This is a genomic window from Halalkalibacter okhensis, assembly GCF_000787375.1.
GTDB lineage: Bacteria > Bacillota > Bacilli > Bacillales > Bacillaceae_D > Halalkalibacter > Halalkalibacter okhensis.
In genome coordinates this window covers 99,529-118,523 of record NZ_JRJU01000013.1, presented here as the reverse complement: position 1 = coordinate 118,523, position 18,995 = coordinate 99,529, and the positions used below count along the sequence as shown (strand labels likewise).

General features: G+C 37.9%; 19 protein-coding genes. 12 read left to right on the top strand and 7 right to left on the bottom strand.

What is annotated here, in order from left to right; translation table 11 throughout:
* Positions 1-263: 263 nt before the first annotated feature.
* Positions 264-1,781, bottom strand: coding sequence for an aldehyde dehydrogenase (adh, locus tag LQ50_RS11425; RefSeq protein WP_034629241.1), 1,518 nt, complete (start codon positions 1,779-1,781; stop codon positions 264-266).
* Positions 1,782-1,988: 207 nt separating this feature from the next.
* Here adh and LQ50_RS11420 point away from each other — a divergent pair, with 207 nt between their 5' ends.
* From LQ50_RS11420 to LQ50_RS11390, 7 genes are all read left to right on the top strand, one after another.
* Positions 1,989-2,624, top strand: coding sequence for a hypothetical protein (locus LQ50_RS11420; RefSeq protein WP_034629238.1), 636 nt, complete (start codon positions 1,989-1,991; stop codon positions 2,622-2,624).
* A gap of 77 nt (positions 2,625-2,701) precedes the next feature.
* Positions 2,702-3,232, top strand: a complete 531-nt coding sequence (locus LQ50_RS11415) for an RNA polymerase sigma factor (protein ID WP_034629235.1) — start codon at positions 2,702-2,704, stop codon at positions 3,230-3,232.
* The gene (locus LQ50_RS11410) at positions 3,229-4,098 is read left to right on the top strand and encodes a hypothetical protein (RefSeq protein ID WP_034629233.1); all 870 of its coding nucleotides are present in this window, start codon (positions 3,229-3,231) and stop codon (positions 4,096-4,098) included. Before LQ50_RS11415 ends, LQ50_RS11410 begins: the two co-directional genes overlap by 4 nt.
* 163 nt (positions 4,099-4,261) lie before the next feature.
* Entirely contained in the window at positions 4,262-6,049 is a 1,788-nt protein-coding gene (gene pepF / locus LQ50_RS11405; protein WP_034629231.1) for an oligoendopeptidase F, read from the top strand.
* A 350-nt stretch (positions 6,050-6,399) separates the two neighbouring features.
* Complete coding sequence (locus LQ50_RS11400; protein WP_152608205.1) at positions 6,400-7,599, top strand: MFS transporter; 1,200 nt, start codon at positions 6,400-6,402, stop codon at positions 7,597-7,599.
* A gap of 19 nt (positions 7,600-7,618) precedes the next feature.
* Entirely contained in the window at positions 7,619-7,912 is a 294-nt protein-coding gene (locus LQ50_RS11395) for a hypothetical protein (protein ID WP_034629225.1), read from the top strand.
* A gap of 77 nt (positions 7,913-7,989) precedes the next feature.
* A complete protein-coding gene (locus LQ50_RS11390; RefSeq protein WP_052144707.1) occupies positions 7,990-9,945 on the top strand; it encodes a tripartite tricarboxylate transporter permease in 1,956 nt (651 codons plus the stop codon).
* Positions 9,946-10,004: 59 nt separating this feature from the next.
* Here LQ50_RS11390 and LQ50_RS11385 read toward each other — a convergent pair whose 3' ends face one another.
* Together LQ50_RS11385 and LQ50_RS11380 are read right to left on the bottom strand one after the other, a co-directional pair.
* The gene (locus tag LQ50_RS11385; protein WP_052144706.1) at positions 10,005-10,979 is read right to left on the bottom strand and encodes a tripartite tricarboxylate transporter substrate binding protein; all 975 of its coding nucleotides are present in this window, start codon (positions 10,977-10,979) and stop codon (positions 10,005-10,007) included.
* 94 nt (positions 10,980-11,073) lie between these two features.
* Positions 11,074-11,712 carry a YitT family protein gene (locus LQ50_RS11380; protein WP_034629222.1) on the bottom strand — a complete coding sequence of 213 codons (639 nt, stop codon included), beginning with the start codon at positions 11,710-11,712 and terminating at the stop codon, positions 11,074-11,076.
* Positions 11,713-11,923: 211 nt separating this feature from the next.
* On the opposite strand from LQ50_RS11380, the gene LQ50_RS24935 reads away from it, so the two are divergent.
* Together LQ50_RS24935 and LQ50_RS11375 are read left to right on the top strand one after the other, a co-directional pair.
* Entirely contained in the window at positions 11,924-12,031 is a 108-nt protein-coding gene (locus tag LQ50_RS24935) for a YjcZ family sporulation protein (RefSeq protein WP_084138737.1), read from the top strand.
* 179 nt (positions 12,032-12,210) lie between these two features.
* The gene (locus LQ50_RS11375) at positions 12,211-12,840 is read left to right on the top strand and encodes a LysE family transporter (RefSeq protein WP_034629219.1); all 630 of its coding nucleotides are present in this window, start codon (positions 12,211-12,213) and stop codon (positions 12,838-12,840) included.
* On the opposite strand, the gene LQ50_RS11370 is transcribed toward LQ50_RS11375, so the two are convergent.
* On the bottom strand, positions 12,824-14,191 hold the full coding sequence (locus LQ50_RS11370) for an amino acid permease (RefSeq protein ID WP_034629216.1): 1,368 nt from the start codon (positions 14,189-14,191) through the stop codon (positions 12,824-12,826). The genes LQ50_RS11375 and LQ50_RS11370 overlap by 17 nt on opposite strands.
* 158 nt (positions 14,192-14,349) lie before the next feature.
* On the opposite strand from LQ50_RS11370, the gene LQ50_RS11365 reads away from it, so the two are divergent.
* Positions 14,350-15,222 carry a metal-dependent hydrolase gene (locus tag LQ50_RS11365; RefSeq protein ID WP_034629213.1) on the top strand — a complete coding sequence of 291 codons (873 nt, stop codon included), beginning with the start codon at positions 14,350-14,352 and terminating at the stop codon, positions 15,220-15,222.
* A gap of 21 nt (positions 15,223-15,243) precedes the next feature.
* On the opposite strand, the gene LQ50_RS11360 is transcribed toward LQ50_RS11365, so the two are convergent.
* From LQ50_RS11360 to LQ50_RS11350, 3 genes are all read right to left on the bottom strand, one after another.
* Positions 15,244-15,429 (bottom strand): hypothetical protein, encoded by a 186-nt coding sequence (locus LQ50_RS11360; protein WP_034629210.1) that lies wholly within the window; start codon positions 15,427-15,429, stop codon positions 15,244-15,246.
* A 213-nt stretch (positions 15,430-15,642) separates the two neighbouring features.
* Positions 15,643-16,554, bottom strand: coding sequence for an MBL fold metallo-hydrolase (locus tag LQ50_RS11355; protein WP_034629207.1), 912 nt, complete (start codon positions 16,552-16,554; stop codon positions 15,643-15,645).
* A 111-nt stretch (positions 16,555-16,665) separates the two neighbouring features.
* Entirely contained in the window at positions 16,666-17,538 is an 873-nt protein-coding gene (locus tag LQ50_RS11350) for a dimethylarginine dimethylaminohydrolase family protein (protein WP_034629205.1), read from the bottom strand.
* Positions 17,539-17,706: 168 nt separating this feature from the next.
* On the opposite strand from LQ50_RS11350, the gene LQ50_RS11345 reads away from it, so the two are divergent.
* Positions 17,707-18,084, top strand: coding sequence for a hypothetical protein (locus LQ50_RS11345; RefSeq protein WP_034629202.1), 378 nt, complete (start codon positions 17,707-17,709; stop codon positions 18,082-18,084).
* Between the two features lie 106 nt (positions 18,085-18,190).
* The gene (locus tag LQ50_RS11340) at positions 18,191-18,943 is read left to right on the top strand and encodes an exodeoxyribonuclease III (protein ID WP_034629199.1); all 753 of its coding nucleotides are present in this window, start codon (positions 18,191-18,193) and stop codon (positions 18,941-18,943) included.
* Positions 18,944-18,995 lie beyond the last annotated feature (52 nt).

Below are 18,995 nucleotides of genomic sequence, written 5' to 3'. Positions count from 1 at the left end.
GTTTGCGATGGCTCCGCACGCTGCGCGCCAAAAGGAGAAGATCGCTCCTTTTGGCTTAAAACCCGGCAGCGGCTCCGCACATCGCTTCGATTTAAGCAAAAAAGAAGATCGCTTTTAGATGGAAATAGTGCGACCATGTTTGCGATGGCTACACACGCCGTGCGCCTTTTGAGAAGGTCGCTCAAAAGTCTTAAAAGATTACGGCGGCTCCGCACATCGCTTCGATTTAAGCAAAAAAGAAGTTCGCTTTTTTGCTTAAATCTCTAATAAAACCCTAATGCATTTGGGCTGTAGCTGACTAGCATATTTTTTGTTTGTTGGTAGTGGGAGAGCATCATTTTGTGGTTTTCGCGTCCGACCCCGGATGCTTTATAGCCTCCAAACGCGGCGTGAGCTGGGTAAGCATGGTAGCAGTTTGTCCACACACGACCTGCTTCAATGTTTCGACCAAAGCGGTAGGCCTTGTTGATATCGCGAGTCCATATGCCTGCTCCGAGACCATAAAGAGTGTCATTGGCAATTTGTAGTGCTTCCTCTTCATCTTTATATGTTGTAACTGAGACGACGGGGCCAAAGATTTCTTCTTGGAAAATCCGCATTTTATTGTGTCCTTTAAAGACAGTAGGTTGAATATAATATCCGTTTTCAAATCCTTTAATGGTATTTCTTGCACCACCTGTTAAGCATTCTGCTCCTTCTTGTTTGCCAATATCTAAGTAAGAAAGAATTTTTTCCATTTGTTCATTAGATGCTTGAGCTCCCATCATTGTAGATACATCAAGGGGGTTGCCGGTTTTAATTTCTTTCACTCTCGCAAGCGCTCTTTCCATGAATGGGTCATACATCGATTCAGGAATGAGGGCCCGCGAAGGGCACGTACATACCTCGCCCTGGTTCAGTGCGAAAAGAACAAACCCTTCAATGGCTTTATTCAAAAAGGCATCATCTTCGGCCATAACATCTTTAAAGAAGATATTTGGTGACTTTCCTCCAAGTTCTAACGTGACTGGAATGATATTTTGTGATGCATATTGCATAATCAATCGCCCTGTTGTCGTTTCCCCTGTAAAGGCAATTTTGGCGATTCGGGAACTTGTGGCAAGTGGTTTGCCTGCTTCAACACCAAATCCATTAACGACATTTAATACTCCAGGTGGCAGGAGATCTTGAATTAACTCAATCAACACCATGATGGAAGCAGGTGTTTGTTCTGCTGGTTTAAGAACGATGCAGTTGCCTGCAGCTAAAGCAGGAGCTATTTTCCAAACAGCCATTAAGATTGGAAAGTTCCAAGGAATAATTTGTCCAACAACTCCTAATGGCTCATGAAAGTGGTAAGCAACTGTATCTTGATCAATTTGACTAATGGATCCTTCTTGAGAGCGGATTACACCAGCAAAATAGCGGAAATGATCAATGGCGAGTGGAAGGTCGGCATTCAGAGTTTCGCGAACCGCTTTTCCATTGTCCCATGTTTCAGCAACTGCTAGCATCTCAAGGTTTTCTTCGATTCTATCAGCAATTTTATTTAGAATATTGGCTCTCTCCGCTACAGAAGTCTTTCCCCATGAAGATTTGGCAGCATGTGCCGCATCAAGAGCAAGTTCGATATCTTCAGAAGTAGACCTAGCCACTTCACAAAAAACGTCTCCTGAAACCGGAGTTACATTTTCAAAATATTGTCCTTTCACAGGGGCTGTCCACTCGCCGTTAATATAATTCTCATACTTTTTCTTAAAGGTTACTTTTGAATTAGGTGTACCTGGTTTGGCGTAAATCATTGATATTTTCCTCCTTAAAGCGGTTCTTCTTTAAATTTTTAAAACGCTTACATAATAGATGTATTTTCGTAGTTACTAGATTATTCCTATTAATAGTTGTTTAAGTAAAATAATTTGTTTTAACATGATAGGTGCTTAATTAACAAACTAGTAAACTTAAGGTAGACTTAAGATCAGAGTGACGGATGAAAAGAGAGGACTTATCACATGTATCAGCGTTTATACGAAGGCATGATGCTTATTCTTGTTATGATTACACTCATGACATTATGGACAAATCATGCATTCAACCCAATAGTTAATTGGATTGTTTGGGGTATTTTTGTTATGGATTTTTTATATCGGATGATGACTACACCAAATAAGTGGTTGTTTATCAAACAGAACCCTTTTCTTGTTATTGCTATTATTCCATTAGATCAATTTTTTCAAATTGCAAGGCTTGTTCGGATTGTATATTTATTTCGGATGAAAACAGTAGCGAAGTATTATATTCAGCCTTCAATTGATCGTCTTTCGTACGTTTCTAAACTGATCATCATTCTACTCATCATTGTTTTTTTATGTATACAATCTCTTGTTATTTGGGTATTAGAGGATAGCATATTGTCAATTGGAGAAGCAGTTTATTATATATCACAACATTTGCTTTTTTTCGGACAAAGAATTGTGGAAGTTGACCATGGACTATCCCTTTTTATTTTTGTTCTGACGACGATAATTGGTGTTCTATTACATGGAATGGCCTTACAATGGCTTTTTCAACAAGTGGATAGGAGGTATCGCCAATTTAAGAAGAACCGTATAAAGTCTACTTCGAAGGAAGAAGAGAAATCTATGTAACATGAAACCTTTTATTAAGTGGGGGCGTTTCATTAGCAGATAAACAAGTTTTTAGAGTATAGACGGAGGTTGCAAACATGGAAGAACAATTAATCGAGCGGGCGAAAAAAGGCGATGATGATGCCTTCCAGCAATTAATTGAACAGCATCTTAAAACAGTTGAAAAATTTGCCTTTCAAATTGGTGTCTCATCAACTCATATTGAAGATGTGACTCAAGAAGTATTTATAAAGGTGTATCGATTCATTCATAAACACAATCGCGGAAAATTTACTACATGGCTTTATTCGATTACATTAAATGTTATTCGAGATTTTTATCGAAAAGAAAAGCAGATGAAACGAAAAACGGTTGAGTTACAAAAATATGCAACGCAACAAATGTATTTTAATGACCAATTTGATGAGGAGGCATCGGAATTGCATCAAATGATTCATAAGCTAGAAGACAAATACAAGATTCCGGTCGTTCTCCATTATTTTCATGGACAAAATTATCAGGAGATTGCCAAAGTCCTAGGTGTGACAGAAGGGGCAATAAAGACGCGGATTTTACGGGCAAAGCAAAAATTGAAGGCGGAGTACGAAAAAGTAGGTGAACAACTATGAACAAAAACAATTTTGATGAGACGATGGAGCGATTAAATAAATATTATGATAAGATGCCAACCCAATCATCCTCTGCCAATATAATGGCGACTATTAAAAAGAAGAAAAAACGAAATTGGATTTGGGCAAGGTCGTATCAACGATGGCAGGTTGCTGCATTGGTTGTTTTTATGTTAGGAATAGGGTATGTGCTTGGAGCTAGTCAATTCTCAGGCAATGAATCTGCCACTCAGCTTAATACTCAAGCAGATCAAGCTCCAATGGAAAGTATGAGCATCATGGAGGACCATGAAGGAGAAGAAGCTGTAGAAGAGAATCGGATGTTTGAATTCACTAGTGAAGAAGAGACAAAATCGATACAAATTCTTGACGAAGAGGGAATGGAAGATGAAAAATTAGTGAGAAGATTAGAAGTTGAAGGTCTTTCTTTTACAACGTATTATGATAACGATTTTGAATTAGAAGAGATTACATCTGAAGAAGGCAGAGCGGTTCAAATTTTCGCAAATTATGGTCAGGGGCGTGTGGAACCTGTGTTGTTTGAAGTTTACAAATTTGCTGATTCTAACAGCTATGACCAAGTAGTCGAAGCTTATAAAGCAAGGATGAGTGATTCTGGTTTTAGTGAAGTTGCCACAACTCATTATTTCGAGAACATCGGCGTCCCTGGGCAAGTTGTGGAAGAATTTATGTTTGAAAAAGATGGCGTAAACGCTCATGTAGTACCCATTGAACATGTGGATGGTTATTATTTTTTAAGAGTAAGTTCTTTTAGTGTAGACAATACAGAAATGATTGAATTTAGTGAAGGGTTTGGACGAGAAGTGAACATTATTTTGAATGAGTTTAATTGGATTTATGAATAAAATGCGCAGGATGGCTTATTAGAATCAGTTTTTAGGGCACGGAAAGGGGAACTACCTTTTCTAGTGCCTTTTAAATTTCTCTTTACTTTGTTACTAATTTAAAATGTAGTAACATATAACTGAAATGGAATACATAGGTGGATGGAAGGGAGCTTTTAGAAAAATGACACAGTATAAATCAAGAGAAGAAGTCCCATTAGAGGAAAAATGGAATCTTGCTGATATTTATGAAGACTTATCACTATGGGAGCAAGATTTGCAATCAGTTAAAGACAAATTACCAAAGCTAAAAGCATTTGATGGGAACATAAAAGACGCAAAGTCGCTCTATGACTATTTGGTTCTTAGTGAGGAAACAGGTTATACGTTTAAGAAAGTGTATGTGTATGCAATGCTTCAGGTCGATTTAGACACGAGAGATTCTAAATCACAATCGTATCTTGATCTGGCTAAATCACTTGGTGTCAAACTTAGTTCTTCAACATCGTTTTTTATGCCATTTCTTTTAAGCTTAGAAGAGAGTACATTAAAAGGCTATATTAGTGAAATTGATGGCCTTAAGTACTTTGAAGAGGACCTATTAGAATCGTATCGATACAAACAGCATGTACTGACTAAGGAGAAAGAGGAAGTGCTATCAGATCTAGGGGAAACCCTTTCCGCTCCAAGTAATACGTTTGGAATGATTAACAATGCGGACATTAAATTTGGTAAAGTAACTACGAAAGAGGGAGAGAAAGTTGAACTGACAAGAGGTATGTATTCAAAATTAATTGAGAGTGCTAACCGGGACGTCCGGCTTGAGGCCTATAAAGCCTATTATCAACCGTATGTTCAATTGAAAAATACAATTGCTTCTACTTTAGCTTCAGCGATTAAAACCAATGTGACATTATCAAAAATGCGTGACTATCCTTCTGCCTTAGAGAAATCTTTATTCTCTGATCTGGTTCCAAAAGAAGTGTATGATAATTTAATTGAAGCAACGAAAGCCAATATTGAACCATTGCATCGGTATGCAACCATTCGAAAGAAAACACTAGGACTTGATGAATTACGTCAATATGACTTAAATGTTCCTCTGGTCAAGGATGTGAAGGAAGATATTTCCTTTGAGGAAGCGTACGACACCATGCTAAAAAGTTTAGCTCCTCTTGGCGAAGAGTATGTTGAAACATTACGTAGCTTTAAAGAAAAGCGCTATTATGACGTGAGAGAAACGCCAGGAAAAAGGTCGGGAGCTTATAATTTGGGGCTTTATGGAGTTCATCCATTTGTCCTTTTAAATCATCAAGACGATTTGGATAGTTTATTTACACTTGTTCATGAGTGCGGGCATGCGATGCATTCATGGTATTCATCCAAGCATCAGCCTCAAATTACGGCCGGGTACTCCATCTTCGTTGCGGAAGTAGCCTCGACTGTAAATGAAGTATTACTCATTCGCTATTTGTTAAAAACGACAGAAGATGAGAAGATGAAGAAGCATTTATTGAATCATTTTATCGACAGCTTTAGGGGTACTCTTTTTACGCAAGTTATGTTTGCTGAATTTGAGAAAATCACACATGAAAAGGCTGAGAATGGAGAACCATTAAATGCAGACGTATTTAATGAAGTATATGAAACGATTTTTAGAGAGTTTAACGGGGATGAAGTTGTATTTGATGAGGAAGTAAAATATGGCTGGTCTCGGATTCCTCATTTTTATCGTCCATTTTATGTTTACAAGTATGCAACTGGATATGCGGCTGCCATCCATATTGCAGACCAGCTTCTTGAAGGGAAGCCCGAAACGCTTGAGAAGTACTTAACATTCTTAAAGAGTGGGAGTTCCGATTATCCCCTTGAACTATTAAAGGCAACAGGCGTCGACTTGACGAAGCCTGAGCCCATTAAAAATGCATTAGCTATCTTCGGAGAGTTAGTGGATGAATTTTCAAAATTATAATCCTGTTTCAGAAATGAGAAGGATGGCTAACGCTACTCGCCTGCTATGAAAAACCAATCATAGCAGGCTTTGTATTGGTATAAACTCGGTCCATTGCTTTTTGACCATTGAAAAGAGAACCCTCTCTTTCATTCTATGCTCTCCCTGGTTGCACACCTTTAAGGACTTCTTGGTCTTTTTCCCCATGTATATATTTGTAATTCAACCGCATCTTATTAAAGAAAAGTCGTACGAAACGTTATATGCTCGTATGTTCAAGTGAATATGGCACAACAAAGGAAGTGTGATGATTATTGGCGAAAAAAAGCAAGGGTTTAGTCATTTTAGCAATTGGATCGATTCCGCTAATTATGACGTTGGGAAATTCAATGCTTATCCCGATCTTGCCAAGAATGGAAAGTGAGTTAGGGATTACGGCATTTCAGGCAAGTTTGACAATAACGGTATTTTCAATAACCGCAGCCATTTCGATCCCAATTCTTGGATATATGTCGGATCGTTTTTCAAGAAAGACCATTATTATACCTGCTCTTATTCTTTACGGAATTGGTGGATTATTAGCAGGGGTTGCTGCGGCTTGGTTTAATGGAGCCTATATTTGGATCATGATTGGACGAGCGTTACAAGGGATTGGTGCAGCGGGCACAGCTCCGATTGCTATGGCTTTGACAGGTGATTTATTTAAAGGTGGAGACCAAAGTAAAGTATTAGGGATTGTGGAAGCATCGAATGGATTTGGGAAAGTGCTTTCACCCATCGTAGGTTCTCTTTTGGCATTGGTAGTTTGGTATGGTCCTTTTTGGGGGTTCCCAGTATTTGTATTGATTTCGGTTTTACTAACCACTTTCTTTGTTAAAGAAAAAAAGAAAAAGAAAGAGGCACCTCCATTAGGCAAATATGTGAAAGGTTTGTTTTCTGTCTTCAAGCATGAGGGCAGGTGGTTATTTACAGCTTATTTAGCAGGAGCAACTTGTTTGTTTACGCTATTTGGAATTTTGTTTTATTTATCTGATACGTTGGAGACACAATATAATATTGATGGGGTACTAAAAGGGGCGATTTTAGCCATTCCACTTCTTTTTATGATGACAACGTCGTTAACAACAGGGAGTAAAATCGGAAAAGACATAAAAAGGATGAAAAAAGTGATTATTACTGGCTTTTTGTTAATGACGATTTCTTTTGCTACGCTCGTTTTCTTTACAAGGCTTGTCCCCTTTATTGGCATTCTAGCTATTTCAAGTGTTGGGACTGGGCTTGTGTTGCCTTGTCTGAACAGTTTAATTACAGGGTCAGTTGGAGCAGAACGAAGAGGATTTGTGACATCCCTTTATGGATCAGTTCGATTTCTAGGGGTGGCAGCTGGACCACCGCTCTTTGAAGCATTAATGAATTGGTCAAGGACGGGTATGTTTTTAGCGACAGCTGGATTAACCTTTTTTGTTGGATTATTATGCCTTTTATTAATCCATGTGAAAAAGCAGAACAAATCCAGTGAAGACAGTGAAACAAATACATTATTTACAAAATTGCAACTAACGACTGAATAAGTATTAGGAGGGATCCATTTTGCAAATTTATTTTTCTCCCGAATTTTTGAAAGAAGATGCCCAAGTGTTGAATGTTGTAACAGATAACAATAAGCCTGTTGGCTACATGGCTTTTTTAATGGAAGAAGAAAAGAAAAAGATGTATGTGTACGGACAATTGCAAGAAGAGGGAGTATATGAAGATTTTAAAGATTTAGTAAAACCATACTTAGAAGGGTTAAAGAAATTAAAACCAGAACTTGAAGTGTATTCCTACTTGTCAGTAGGTGGGAAGAAAGTCGAATTAGGGGAAGAAGAGAAAAAAGAAGAATAGGTATTTGAGCCAGTGTACACACACTAATTTAGAAATAGGTGAATATCATATCCTAGCTTAAATAAGGAGGCTAGGATATGGAGTTTTTTTGGCAGGTGTTTGAGGTTCATCACGTGCTTGTCCTTTTTCTAGGATTATTTCTTGGCATTGTCATTGGAGCACTACCTGGACTTACACCGACGATGGGTGTTGCTCTTATGATTCCTTTTACGTTTACACTAGGTCCAACAGATGGGTTAATTCTGCTTGGAGGCATTTATTGTGGAAGTGTATTTGGGGGCTCGATCCCAGCAATTTTATTTAATGTTCCTGGTGCACCTGCAAATGTTGCGACAACCTTTGATGGTTATCCAATGACCCAACAAGGGAAATCAAGAAAGGCGTTGGAATTAGCTACGATATCATCTGTAATCGGCGGCTTATTCGGGATGTTTTTGTTGCTTTTTTTTGCGCCTGTGTTTGCTGACTTTTCACTGAGGTTCGGGCCAACAGAGAGTTTTTGGATCGCTATTTTCGGTATAACCGTTATCGCTGTTATATCAGATGGTTCTGTTTCAAAAAACTTAATTGGTGGGTGTATGGGGATTGCTCTATCTTTTATAGGAATTAGTACGATAACCGGAACAGCTCGTTTTACTTTTGGCTTTGATTTTTTAGTTGGAGGGCTACATATGGTAGCTGTCCTAATCGGACTGTTTGCTTTTCCTCAAGCCTTACGAATGATCGAGGAACTTCGGTATCGTTTCCGTTCAAAAAACAAGCAAAAAAGCTACAATCAAGCGCGATCATCGATCAGAGAATCATTTGGCGATATTTTCCTAACACCTAAATATGTGACAATTGGTAGTGGATTAGGGGCATTTATTGGAATGATCCCTGGTGCTGGTGGGAATATTGCTAGTTTATTAGCTTATAATGAGGCAAAACGTTTCTCAAAAAAGAAAGCATCATTTGGCAAAGGTGAAAAAAATGGAATTATTGCATCAGAAAGTGCAAATAATGCGATGGTAGGTGGATCTCTTATTCCGTTACTAACATTAGGTATTCCAGGATCACCTACTGCAGCCATATTTTTGGGTGGATTGCTTATCCACGGGATCTGGCCAGGGAATAATTTATTTGTTGATCACGCTGATGTAGCTTACACATTTCTTTACAGCATGATTGCAGCCCAGGTCTTATTACTAATATTAGGACTCTCTCTTATTAAATACATGACAAAGCTTACCTCAATACCAGTGTATTTTATGGCACCTGTAATTATAGCGTTTTCAATTATTGGAGCATATGCAACTCAAAATAACGTGATTGATATTTATACGGTTGTCTGTATAGGTTTGCTTATGTTTTTCTTACAAAAATACGGTTTTTCTCCTGCACCAATTGCGTTAGGGTTCATATTAGGTCCGATAGCAGAGCAGGGGTTATTACAAGGACTTCAACTTGGTGGGGCTCGAGGTTCTGCTTTCACTTATTTCTTTACAGGAACGTGGAACATCATTTTATATAGTTTAGTTTTATTAACGGTTGTTTTAGCGGCTCGTCAAGCAATAAGCAAAAGTAAAATGTTACAGAAATTACAATTTTCTCCTCAAGGTTTAACTGCCAAAAACGGATGGGTATGGTTACTTGTTGGTGGAAGTATTCTAGGCTCAATGTATTTGATGTCACAAATGTCATTTGAGCAAAATATATTTCCTCTTATAAATGCAGGTTTTTTGTTTGTATTAGTAATGATTGAGTATGGAAAGAGAGCTTTTGTTAACTCGGACAACAAAGCGCCGTTACAACAACAGATTTCATGGTCACTTTACTTGCTTATTGGTTTCATCTCTATCGTTAGTGTATTAACTACGTTTATTGGCTACTATCTACAAGTATTGCTATTAATGCTTACAATTCCGTTATTTGTCTATTTTAAATTTAAACAAGAGGAACCTTCTTTAACCATTGGAAAAATCACCTTTGTTTCCGTTTCATTTACCCTTATTCTCTATATCGTTTTCTCTTTATTGTTAAAGGTTCCAATTTAATATGAAGGGGGTGCCCCAAAAGGTCATAATTGAACCTTTTGGGGCACCCCCTTATCTTTTTACTCAATTACGCCAATTGACCTTAATAATTCCTCATACACGATTGTTCGAGCTTCCATATCAGCAATAACTTCATTACGGTTCATAATGAGCATATCAGCTCCAGCCTGTTCCATTTCTGCTAGGAATTCGGGGTCACTTAGGATATTCAAAAAGGCTTCTTCTAATTTTTCAATGATTTCAACAGGCGTATCTTTTCTAGCTGCAATTCCGCGGTCTGTACTCATAATGACTTCTGGATAGCCTAATTCAGCAAAAGTCGGAACCTCAGGTGAAAACGGATGCCGCTCTTCTGTTGCGATCGCAAGGGGAATGACGTCATCACCTAATCGATAAATGTCAGAAAGGTTTCCGGCTACAACATCCGTATGACCACCAAGAACAGAGGCGATGGCATCAGCAGCTCCTTGAAAAGGAACATCTTCAAGATCAATTTGTGCTGCGTCCTCGAATAGTAAAGTCGCTAAGTGTTGACCAACATATAAACCGGCATTACCAATTGTGATCGTACCAGGTGAACGTTTGGCTTCTTCGATCAGTTCTTCTAAGTTTTTGATTTCACTGTCGGCTCTTACAGCAAAAACAGTTGGATCCCCTCCCCAGTTAACGAGTGGCTCAAATGTATCCACTTCAAAGCTTGTTTGGCCAACTAACGGTTGAGTTATGATATGAGGAAGATTATATGCCGCTAATGTATATCCATCGGGGGAGACTGTTGAAAACGAGTTCCAGCCCACTTGACCGCCGCCTCCAGGCCGATTGACGATAACGAGTTCTTGCCCAAGGTATTCACTTGCATATTTTGAAATAATTCGTGCTTGAGTGTCAGTAGCAGCACCAGGAGAGAAGGCTACGATTAATTGAATGCTTTTGTCTGGGAATTGTTCGTTTGTAGTTGACGTTGCCCCGGTTGAACAGCTTGCTAAAAATAAAAGAATCATACAACTGAATAGAGCGATCAAGTTTTTTTTCATCGTTACACATCCTTCTAATATTTTCTTTCATAGAAGAATATGCAAAAAAAAGATAATGGCATGTTGTCTATTGGAAATAACCTTCATTTTCGGTTTATCGTATCTCTTTTTTGCTTTTTTTCCGCCAACCTAAAATAGGTTGTTCAAAGAACACTAGCTTCTTTAAGTGAAAAATGATATCAACCATCTTTGTAGAGAGCCATTGAGAAATAAGGGCTTGAATGACAATGGGCCAGGCTATGATCGACCCCGTTACGATGAAAATAGATCCATTCAAAAGAAACAGTGGTTTACCCGGGGCAATATCTCTAATATTTGAAATGATAAGAGCGAGAACTCCCATTCCTCCGTTAGAAACACCTTGCCGGAGGAGGATCCCTACACCAATTCCTAAAATTATGGATCCGACGACTAAATCAATCCAAACATTGTCATAGGGCCTGTACATGTCAAAACTAAAAACATGAACGCTTAAGGATGTAATGGTAATTCCGTACATCGTTCCAATGGCACTTGCATTTCCAAGCCAATAGATTGCGGCAACAAGCATTGAAAAGTTTATGAGCCAAAGAGCAAAGCTCAGTGGTATATTTACCCAGTAATTGAGTAAGACCGCTAGTCCGCCAGCACCTCCTGAAGGAATGGAATGGGGAAAAAGAAACAAGGCCATTCCCATGCCTTGAATAAACCCTCCACACGTAATGAGTAAGTAGGATCGTAATGAATGTACCATAGTAGCTCCTAAAGTTTATTTTAATCTGATTTCTTGTCCTTATCTCATTGTATTTGCTTTATTGAAATTTATGTTTATTGCTTCTGCTAGTTCAATCGTATATGTTAGCTTATTTTTTTCAAGAAAATTGTAAAGAGCCCAAACGAAATCAAAGAATGAACATAGGATAGGATTGTAAGTTAAACAACGAATCAAAAGGAGATGATTGTTCATGTCACACACAGCAGGTTACGGTGGCGGTTTTGCGTTATTAGTCGTGCTTTTCATTTTGTTAGTTATTATCGGTGCTAGCTGGGCAGGCGGCGGCTACGGTTATTAATCTTTGTTGAAAAAGCTAACTCAAAAAGGCACTGAAAAAGGGGAAACCTTCCTTTTTCAGTGCTTTCACAATAGGGCTCATTTTCGCTTTGTATTTTTTAGTGTCCTAAAAACGTTTCCTACTTCATAAGCTGTACAAGCAGTTAGGTTGTAACTGATTGATTATTGGAGGATGGTTCGATGAGCGTTTTTTTGGGGTACATATTATTAGGGTTGAGTTTGGCTGCACCTATTGGTCCAGTTAATGCTGCTCAACTAGATCGAGGGATAAAAAGTGGATTTTTTCACGCGTGGCTTGTTGGGTTAGGAGCTACTGTTGCAGATGCCATTTATATGTTACTCGTATTTGTTGGTGTCGTGCAATTTATAGAAGTCCCTATCATTCAAACCTTTTTATGGATTTTTGGCTTTTTTGTCTTGGTTTACACGGGAATTGAAAGCATATCAGGTGCAGGTCGGATAACAGCTACTAGTATGAGGAGTTCAAAAGACTCCCATCTAAAATCGTTTTTCTCTGGCTTTTTTATGTCACTTTTTAATCCATTAACGATTTTATTTTGGCTCGGTATTTTCGGATCTATTTTAGCGAAAACAGTCACAACGTACGGGACAAGCCAAGTGATTTTATATAGTGCTGCCATCTTTATTGGAATTACGGTTTGGGATATTACAATGGCAGCACTTGCGAGTACATTGCGTAAATTCTTAACGAATCGTCTGTTAACCATTATTTCGATTGTATCTGGCTTTTCTCTGATTGGGTTTGGCGTTTATTTTGGGATCCAAGCATTTCTTATTCTAACTTCGTAAACAATGAAGGGCTAGGAGGATTGTCATCCTTTTTCTTTTTCCAAAAATGGCGCATGATCAATGTAACAATTGCTACCACTACTATAAAAACAAGGCTTATATAGAATCCTGGTCGACTTGTCTGATGAAACATCGTCCCAACGACTGCTAGAAGGACGAAAGCAAAACCGAGCAGCTGCTTGATTTTGTCCTTCGTTGTAAGTTCTAATAACCGTCCGTATGATCCTAAAATGAAAATCCAGTTATAAAGAAGCATAATTCCGGCAGCCGTCGTTACGTATTCGTAAAGGCGGCCTGGAATGACAATGGCTAGAATAATGGAGACGACCATTCCCGCAGCAGTTAGACCAATTGCTGGCAACGCAATATTATTGCCGATTCTTTTAGAAAATAAAGGCGGGGCATCACGGTCTTCAGCTAAGGTGACAAGGATACGAATGACAGCGAATAAAGAGGCTACCATTGTTGAAAAACCCGCGATAATAAATACCGCATTAAAGAAATGATTCACATAAGGTACATTAAAGGCATTGAGTGCAGTAACAAATGGACTTTGTTCTGTAGTAAAGTTATTCCATGAAACCATTAGTAAAGCTAAGCCAATAGAAGTGATGTAAATAATAGCGAGTACAGTAAGCATCACTTTACCTGACTTTGGTGCTTCTTTCATATTTTTTAATCGAATCGCAATGAGCCCCATTATTTCGATTCCGGCAAAGCCGTAAAATCCGTATATAAATGCAGGAAGCAATCCAGTAAGGCCATTCGGGAGGATGGAATCGTATGTTCTAGGAAGGGGCACAGCTTCTGCTCCTTGACCAAATAGTCCAAATAAGACAAGAATAGCTAAAATAATAAATATGAGAATAGCTGCAACCTTCAGAACAGCCAAAAGGTTTTCAACGCGATCAAAGCTCTTTGTTCCAACCAATATAACAAGAATTCCAAGAGCGGCATACACACAAGCAAAGACCCATAAAGGGACATCTGGAAACCAAAACCTAGTGAAGATTGATAAGGCAGTCATTTGACTTCCCATAATTAGCATTTCTGATAGCCAATATACCCAGCCACTACTGAAGCCAGCCCAGCGACCGTAGGCTTTTTTTGCGTATGAACGAAAGGATCCTTTTTGTGGATCAGACATCGTCATCTTTGCCAGTGCTTCATAAACAAAATAAGTTCCAATCGCAGCTAAGGCAAAGGCAAATAAAACAGAAGGGCCAGCCATATCAATAGCAATGCTTGATCCAAGAAAAAAACCTGTACCAATGGTCCCCGCTATTCCTAGTAAGGACAATTCCCACCATTTTAATGGCTTTTCCGCTTGTTCACCAGCTTTTGTCTTCAAGATTATCACTCCTCATTTCAAAGTTATTGTTCGAAAAAATAGCCTTGTTTATGTAATGAACGAAGCATAATTTATAAATATTAATGAGAAAACGTATTTTATTTGGATTATGACCAAGTAATGGTTATGATAGTATGTATCAAAAAGGCAGGGATGTTATGGATACAGTCACTCACACGTTGTTTGGTTTAACAACATACGGCGCAGTTAAGAAAAATGAAATGGACCGAAATACAAAAAGAGCACTGCTTTTCTCAGCGCTAATCGCAAGTCAAATTCCGGATATTGATGTGGTTGCAAATGTAACGGAGAACGGTAGAATTATGGAACAAATGTGGCATAGAGGACTAACACATTCGTTCTTCCTTGTACCTATATGGGCTGCTATTATATATGTGCTGGCTTATTGTATATGGAAGCGTAAGGATTTAATTATTTTCTATTTAGCTTTATTAAATGTTTTTATACATAACGCAACGGATGCATTAAATGCTTGGGGAACGGGGGTTTTTGAACCATTTTCGCAGATGAGGATGACCTTAGGAGTGATTCCGATTGTCGATTTTATGATCTGGTCAATCATTTTAGTTGGATGGCTGTGCATTCGCATAAAAAAAACGTTACCAAGGTATAAAGTGTGGAGATATGTTTGGCTTGTACTCATATTACATCTAGCTTTACAAGGAACTCAAGGATATCTCATTTATCAAGAGGCGAAAAACGAGTATAAAGAAGTGGCCCTATCAGCTAGTTTCCTCCCAGGTCATTTTTCTGTTATCGGAAAAAACAAAAACATTGTCACACTTTCTAGTGCAACGGTTTTGGGAGGGAAAGTTGTGAACGAATCCATTGTCTCAATGGAAGAGGCTAATTTAGAACCACTTTATCAAGCAAATCCTAAAGCGGAAGTATTGATGGAATGGTCTCCATTTGTAGTTGTAGTTGAAACCGATGAAAAATTAGGGGTGTATGATCCGCGTTTTTATCGGAACGGTTCATCTTTTTTATTTGAGTATATTGAAATAAACTAGAATGTAGAGTAAAGATTTAATTCACTCTTTCTTTTCTTGAATATAAGGATCTTTCGTTCTTTCACGTGAGTAACGAACAATAAGAGACATCAGCTCCGCTTTAGAAATAAAGTCTCCAAATTCTTGTGAATATTTGTGTTGCAGTTTCTCTAAGTGTTTTAATGATTTCTTGCTTAAGCGAGAAAATTGTTTTTCTGATAAATCCATCTGTATTCTCCCTTCTGTTAGAACCTATATATTATATGCAGGAAGGTTTGAAAATTTTCTATGTAAAAAGAAGGAATTTAGAGCCTAAATAGAAGAAGTAGTGGGGTAAAGAAGAGTGATGGTTTAAGAATATAGCGGGGCGGAGATAAACAAGAATACTAAAAAGTCACTAGCTTTTTAGTATTCTTAAACAGAACTATTGGTGGCTACTGTCTAAAAAATCGTTTCGCCAATTTTTAATATGTTTAAATTTTTGTTTCGTGTGTTTTTTCGTAGCCATTCCGCTTCTAATCGTTCTAATGCTTCAGGTCCGGTATCCATTGATAGTCGATAAGTACCATAGTGCATTGGTACAAATGTTTGTGCATCAAGATCTAAAAAAGCTTGGACCGACTCTTCAGGATTCATATGTTGTAATCCAGACATCCATACAGGCTCGTAATCTCCAATTGGCATAAAAGCCGTATCAATGGCAAAATGTTTGCCAATCTCACAAAAACCTCGAAAATAACCAGTGTCTCCTGCAAAATAAAACGTATGTTCAGCCGAGTGAATGATCCATCCACCCCAGTGAGCTTGATTTCTATCAAATAGATTTCTTCGACTCCAATGCTGCGCGGGGACAAAATGAAGGTCGATCCCTTTATGCTTAAATCCATCCCACCAATTTGCTTCACTGACAGAAGTGATTTTTCTTTTTTTAAATAAGTTGGATAACCCTTGAGGTACATAATAGCGTGGGTTACCTTTTAGCTTTATAATGGATGAGAAATCAAGGTGATCGAAATGGGCATGAGAGATGATAACTATATCGATGTCTGGTAGGCTTGCTACATCTATACCTAGTGGCACTAATCTTTTTTCTGTTCCCATTCGTTTAGAGAAGACGGGATCTGTTAGAATATTAAGTCCTTGACATTGTATGAAGAAGGTAGAGTGACCAATCCATGTGTACGTTAAGTCGGAGCGGTTATGTTGTAGGTACGTGATCTCGGGATTTTCATTCACTGGAATCCGTTTTGTTAAGTCTTTTCCTTTATTACGAATTCGAAAATAACGGTACAGTTTTCGAAGGTTTATCTTATTTTTATCAATATTATCTAAATTTTGAAACCGCCTCTTCAAAGGGATCCTCCTTGCGTTAACCGTGCTAAGGCTTTAAAGGTAAATTTAAAAACTGATCTTATTTTTAATTTATCCCAAAAAGTCAAAACCAGACCTTTTGGGATAAACCTTTTATTTTTCATGATGATCGCCATCTCTTAAAACGGGAAGAGTGCAGCAACGGAACGATCCTCCAGATTTAATGATTTCAGTAATGTCGACTTCAATCACTTCAAAGCCACGTGCTCGTAGCTGCTCATTCACATTCGTATTCACCGGCAAGCTAAATATCTTCTTATTACCGATAGATAAGACGTTTGTTCCTAATGTAAATTGTTCCTCTTTTGTGACTTCAATTAAATCAAACCTTGATGAAAGGAAGTCGATTTCTTTTTGTTTTAAAGCATCTGGATAAATTAGTGCCTCATTAGGAGAGATGATATTAAATACGCAATCTAAATGTAAGTACTTTTCTGTAAAAGGAACAGCTATTATTTCATAATGTGGCAAGATGCTTTGGAGATGATCAATTGCATTTTGATTTGTGCGATTGCTTAATCCAACATAAATTGATTCACCATCAACAATCACGTCTCCGCCTTCAATCATATCGCCAATTAAATTAAAATAAGACATTCGCTCTTGTTTGATCCAGCCACGTAAAACCTCTTCTTCACCTTGTCTAATTTTATGAGCCATCTCCGCGACAAATAAAATATGACCAAAGGTAAATCCGATGTCACGTGTAAACACTTGCTCAGGAAACATTTTTAATGCAGGTAATAACACAACATCAACCCCATGATCCTCTAGCGTTTTCACAAATTTCTTGTGTTGTGCCATCGCTAATTCAATGTGAATTCCTTCGTCCTTGAATTTCTTTTGTGTCTCATTTATTACATCGCGAATCGTCATATATTCCGGTTTGCATAAGATGACTTGTTTTAATACATCATATTCACTTCTAGCAAATGGCTTTCGTTGTTCTTTTGAGAAAATCGACATGTGTAATCCCCCAGTTTGGTTAGTCAGTTTTTATCAATGATAGCATTCCCAATCTTGGTAGAAACATGAGGTTTTAATTGTTTTCACCACCTCATGTTTAAACAAAATCAAATCGTTCATAATGGAAAATAAACCCTACTTTCCCTAAAGTGGTTATAAGGAGGAATTGTGGAACAGCTATTAGAGTTTAGCAAAACCGAACATTCATGGTTACTTTTAATTGGAGTTGTGCTTGTTGGTTTTCTACTTGTTTCTTTAGTAAAAACATTGTTTAAATTAGCTCTCATCTGTCTTGTTGTTAGTATAGGAGCAGTTTTATTATTCGAAGTGGCACCAGATGATTTGATTGAAAACAGCATGGATCAAGTGAAAAAGGGGTCAGAGTTGATCCAAGAAAAAATGATCCCCATGATCTCTGAAGGTTATTTAGGAGAACTATTTAAACACCCGACAAAAATAAATGAACTTTTCGATCAACTTGAACAAAATGAATCTAAGGATGAGTCGAACATAACAGAAATAGTAGAGGAGAACAAGGGAACTTGATATACTTAAACAAGCCGGGCAATGATGTTCGGTTTGTTTTCATTTAGGATTAATGTATAGTAAGATTATCTCTTACGATAATTATTTAAGGAGAAACGTTGAAAATATGAAACTCATATCTTGGAATGTTAATGGAATTCGCGCTTGTGTAAATAAAGGGTTTTTAGATTATTTTCAGCAAGTGGATGCAGATATATTTTGTTTGCAAGAAACAAAGTGTCAACCTCAACAAATAAAACTAGAGCTTGAGGGCTATGAACAATATTGGAATTCTGCAACTCGAAAAGGGTATTCTGGAACAGCTATCTTTACAAAGATACAACCAATATTTGTTCAGTATGGATTAGGGGACGATTTTGAAGAAAACGAAGGCAGAGTAATTACGTTAGAATTTGATTCGTTTTATGTAGTGAATGTGTATACACCTAATTCGAAAAGAGATTTGTCCAGACTTTCTTATCGACTTAAGTGGGAAGAGAGGATTCGTAACTATTTAAAAGACCTAGATCAAAAGAAACCAGTCGTTCTTTGCGGGGATTTAAATGTTGCGCATCAAGAGATTGATTTAAAAAATTCAAAGTCAAATCAAAAAAATTCAGGTTTTACCGCGGAAGAAAGAGCAAAGATGTCAATGTTACTACAGTCAGGCTTTGTCGATTCGTTTCGCTATTTATATCCTCACAAAGAGGATTGTTATACATGGTGGTCTTACATGAATAACGTTCGCGCGAGAAATATTGGTTGGCGCATTGATTATTTTATTGTTTCGTCGCGCCTCAAAGATTCGATTAGAAAGGCAGAAATCCATTCAGAAGTGTTAGGGAGTGACCACTGTCCAGTCCTAGTGGAGCTAAGTTAAAGAGCAAAGGGGCACTGAAGACGAATTTTTCAGTGCCCAAAAACCGTGAATG

Excerpts from the sequence above, each read along its gene's own strand:
- adh (WP_034629241.1), bottom strand. The coding sequence starts at position 1,781 with ATGATTTACGCCAAACCAGGTACACCTAATTCAAAAGTAACCTTTAAG.
- LQ50_RS11420 (WP_034629238.1), top strand. The coding sequence starts at position 1,989 with ATGTATCAGCGTTTATACGAAGGCATGATGCTTATTCTTGTTATGATT.
- LQ50_RS11415 (WP_034629235.1), top strand. The coding sequence starts at position 2,702 with ATGGAAGAACAATTAATCGAGCGGGCGAAAAAAGGCGATGATGATGCC.
- LQ50_RS11410 (WP_034629233.1), top strand. The coding sequence starts at position 3,229 with ATGAACAAAAACAATTTTGATGAGACGATGGAGCGATTAAATAAATAT.
- pepF (WP_034629231.1), top strand. The coding sequence starts at position 4,262 with ATGACACAGTATAAATCAAGAGAAGAAGTCCCATTAGAGGAAAAATGG.
- LQ50_RS11400 (WP_152608205.1), top strand. The coding sequence starts at position 6,400 with ATGACGTTGGGAAATTCAATGCTTATCCCGATCTTGCCAAGAATGGAA.
- LQ50_RS11390 (WP_052144707.1), top strand. The coding sequence starts at position 7,990 with ATGGAGTTTTTTTGGCAGGTGTTTGAGGTTCATCACGTGCTTGTCCTT.
- LQ50_RS11385 (WP_052144706.1), bottom strand. The coding sequence starts at position 10,979 with ATGAAAAAAAACTTGATCGCTCTATTCAGTTGTATGATTCTTTTATTT.
- LQ50_RS11380 (WP_034629222.1), bottom strand. The coding sequence starts at position 11,712 with ATGGTACATTCATTACGATCCTACTTACTCATTACGTGTGGAGGGTTT.
- LQ50_RS24935 (WP_084138737.1), top strand. The coding sequence starts at position 11,924 with ATGTCACACACAGCAGGTTACGGTGGCGGTTTTGCGTTATTAGTCGTG.
- LQ50_RS11375 (WP_034629219.1), top strand. The coding sequence starts at position 12,211 with ATGAGCGTTTTTTTGGGGTACATATTATTAGGGTTGAGTTTGGCTGCA.
- LQ50_RS11365 (WP_034629213.1), top strand. The coding sequence starts at position 14,350 with ATGGATACAGTCACTCACACGTTGTTTGGTTTAACAACATACGGCGCA.
- LQ50_RS11360 (WP_034629210.1), bottom strand. The coding sequence starts at position 15,429 with ATGGATTTATCAGAAAAACAATTTTCTCGCTTAAGCAAGAAATCATTA.
- LQ50_RS11350 (WP_034629205.1), bottom strand. The coding sequence starts at position 17,538 with ATGTCGATTTTCTCAAAAGAACAACGAAAGCCATTTGCTAGAAGTGAA.
- LQ50_RS11340 (WP_034629199.1), top strand. The coding sequence starts at position 18,191 with ATGAAACTCATATCTTGGAATGTTAATGGAATTCGCGCTTGTGTAAAT.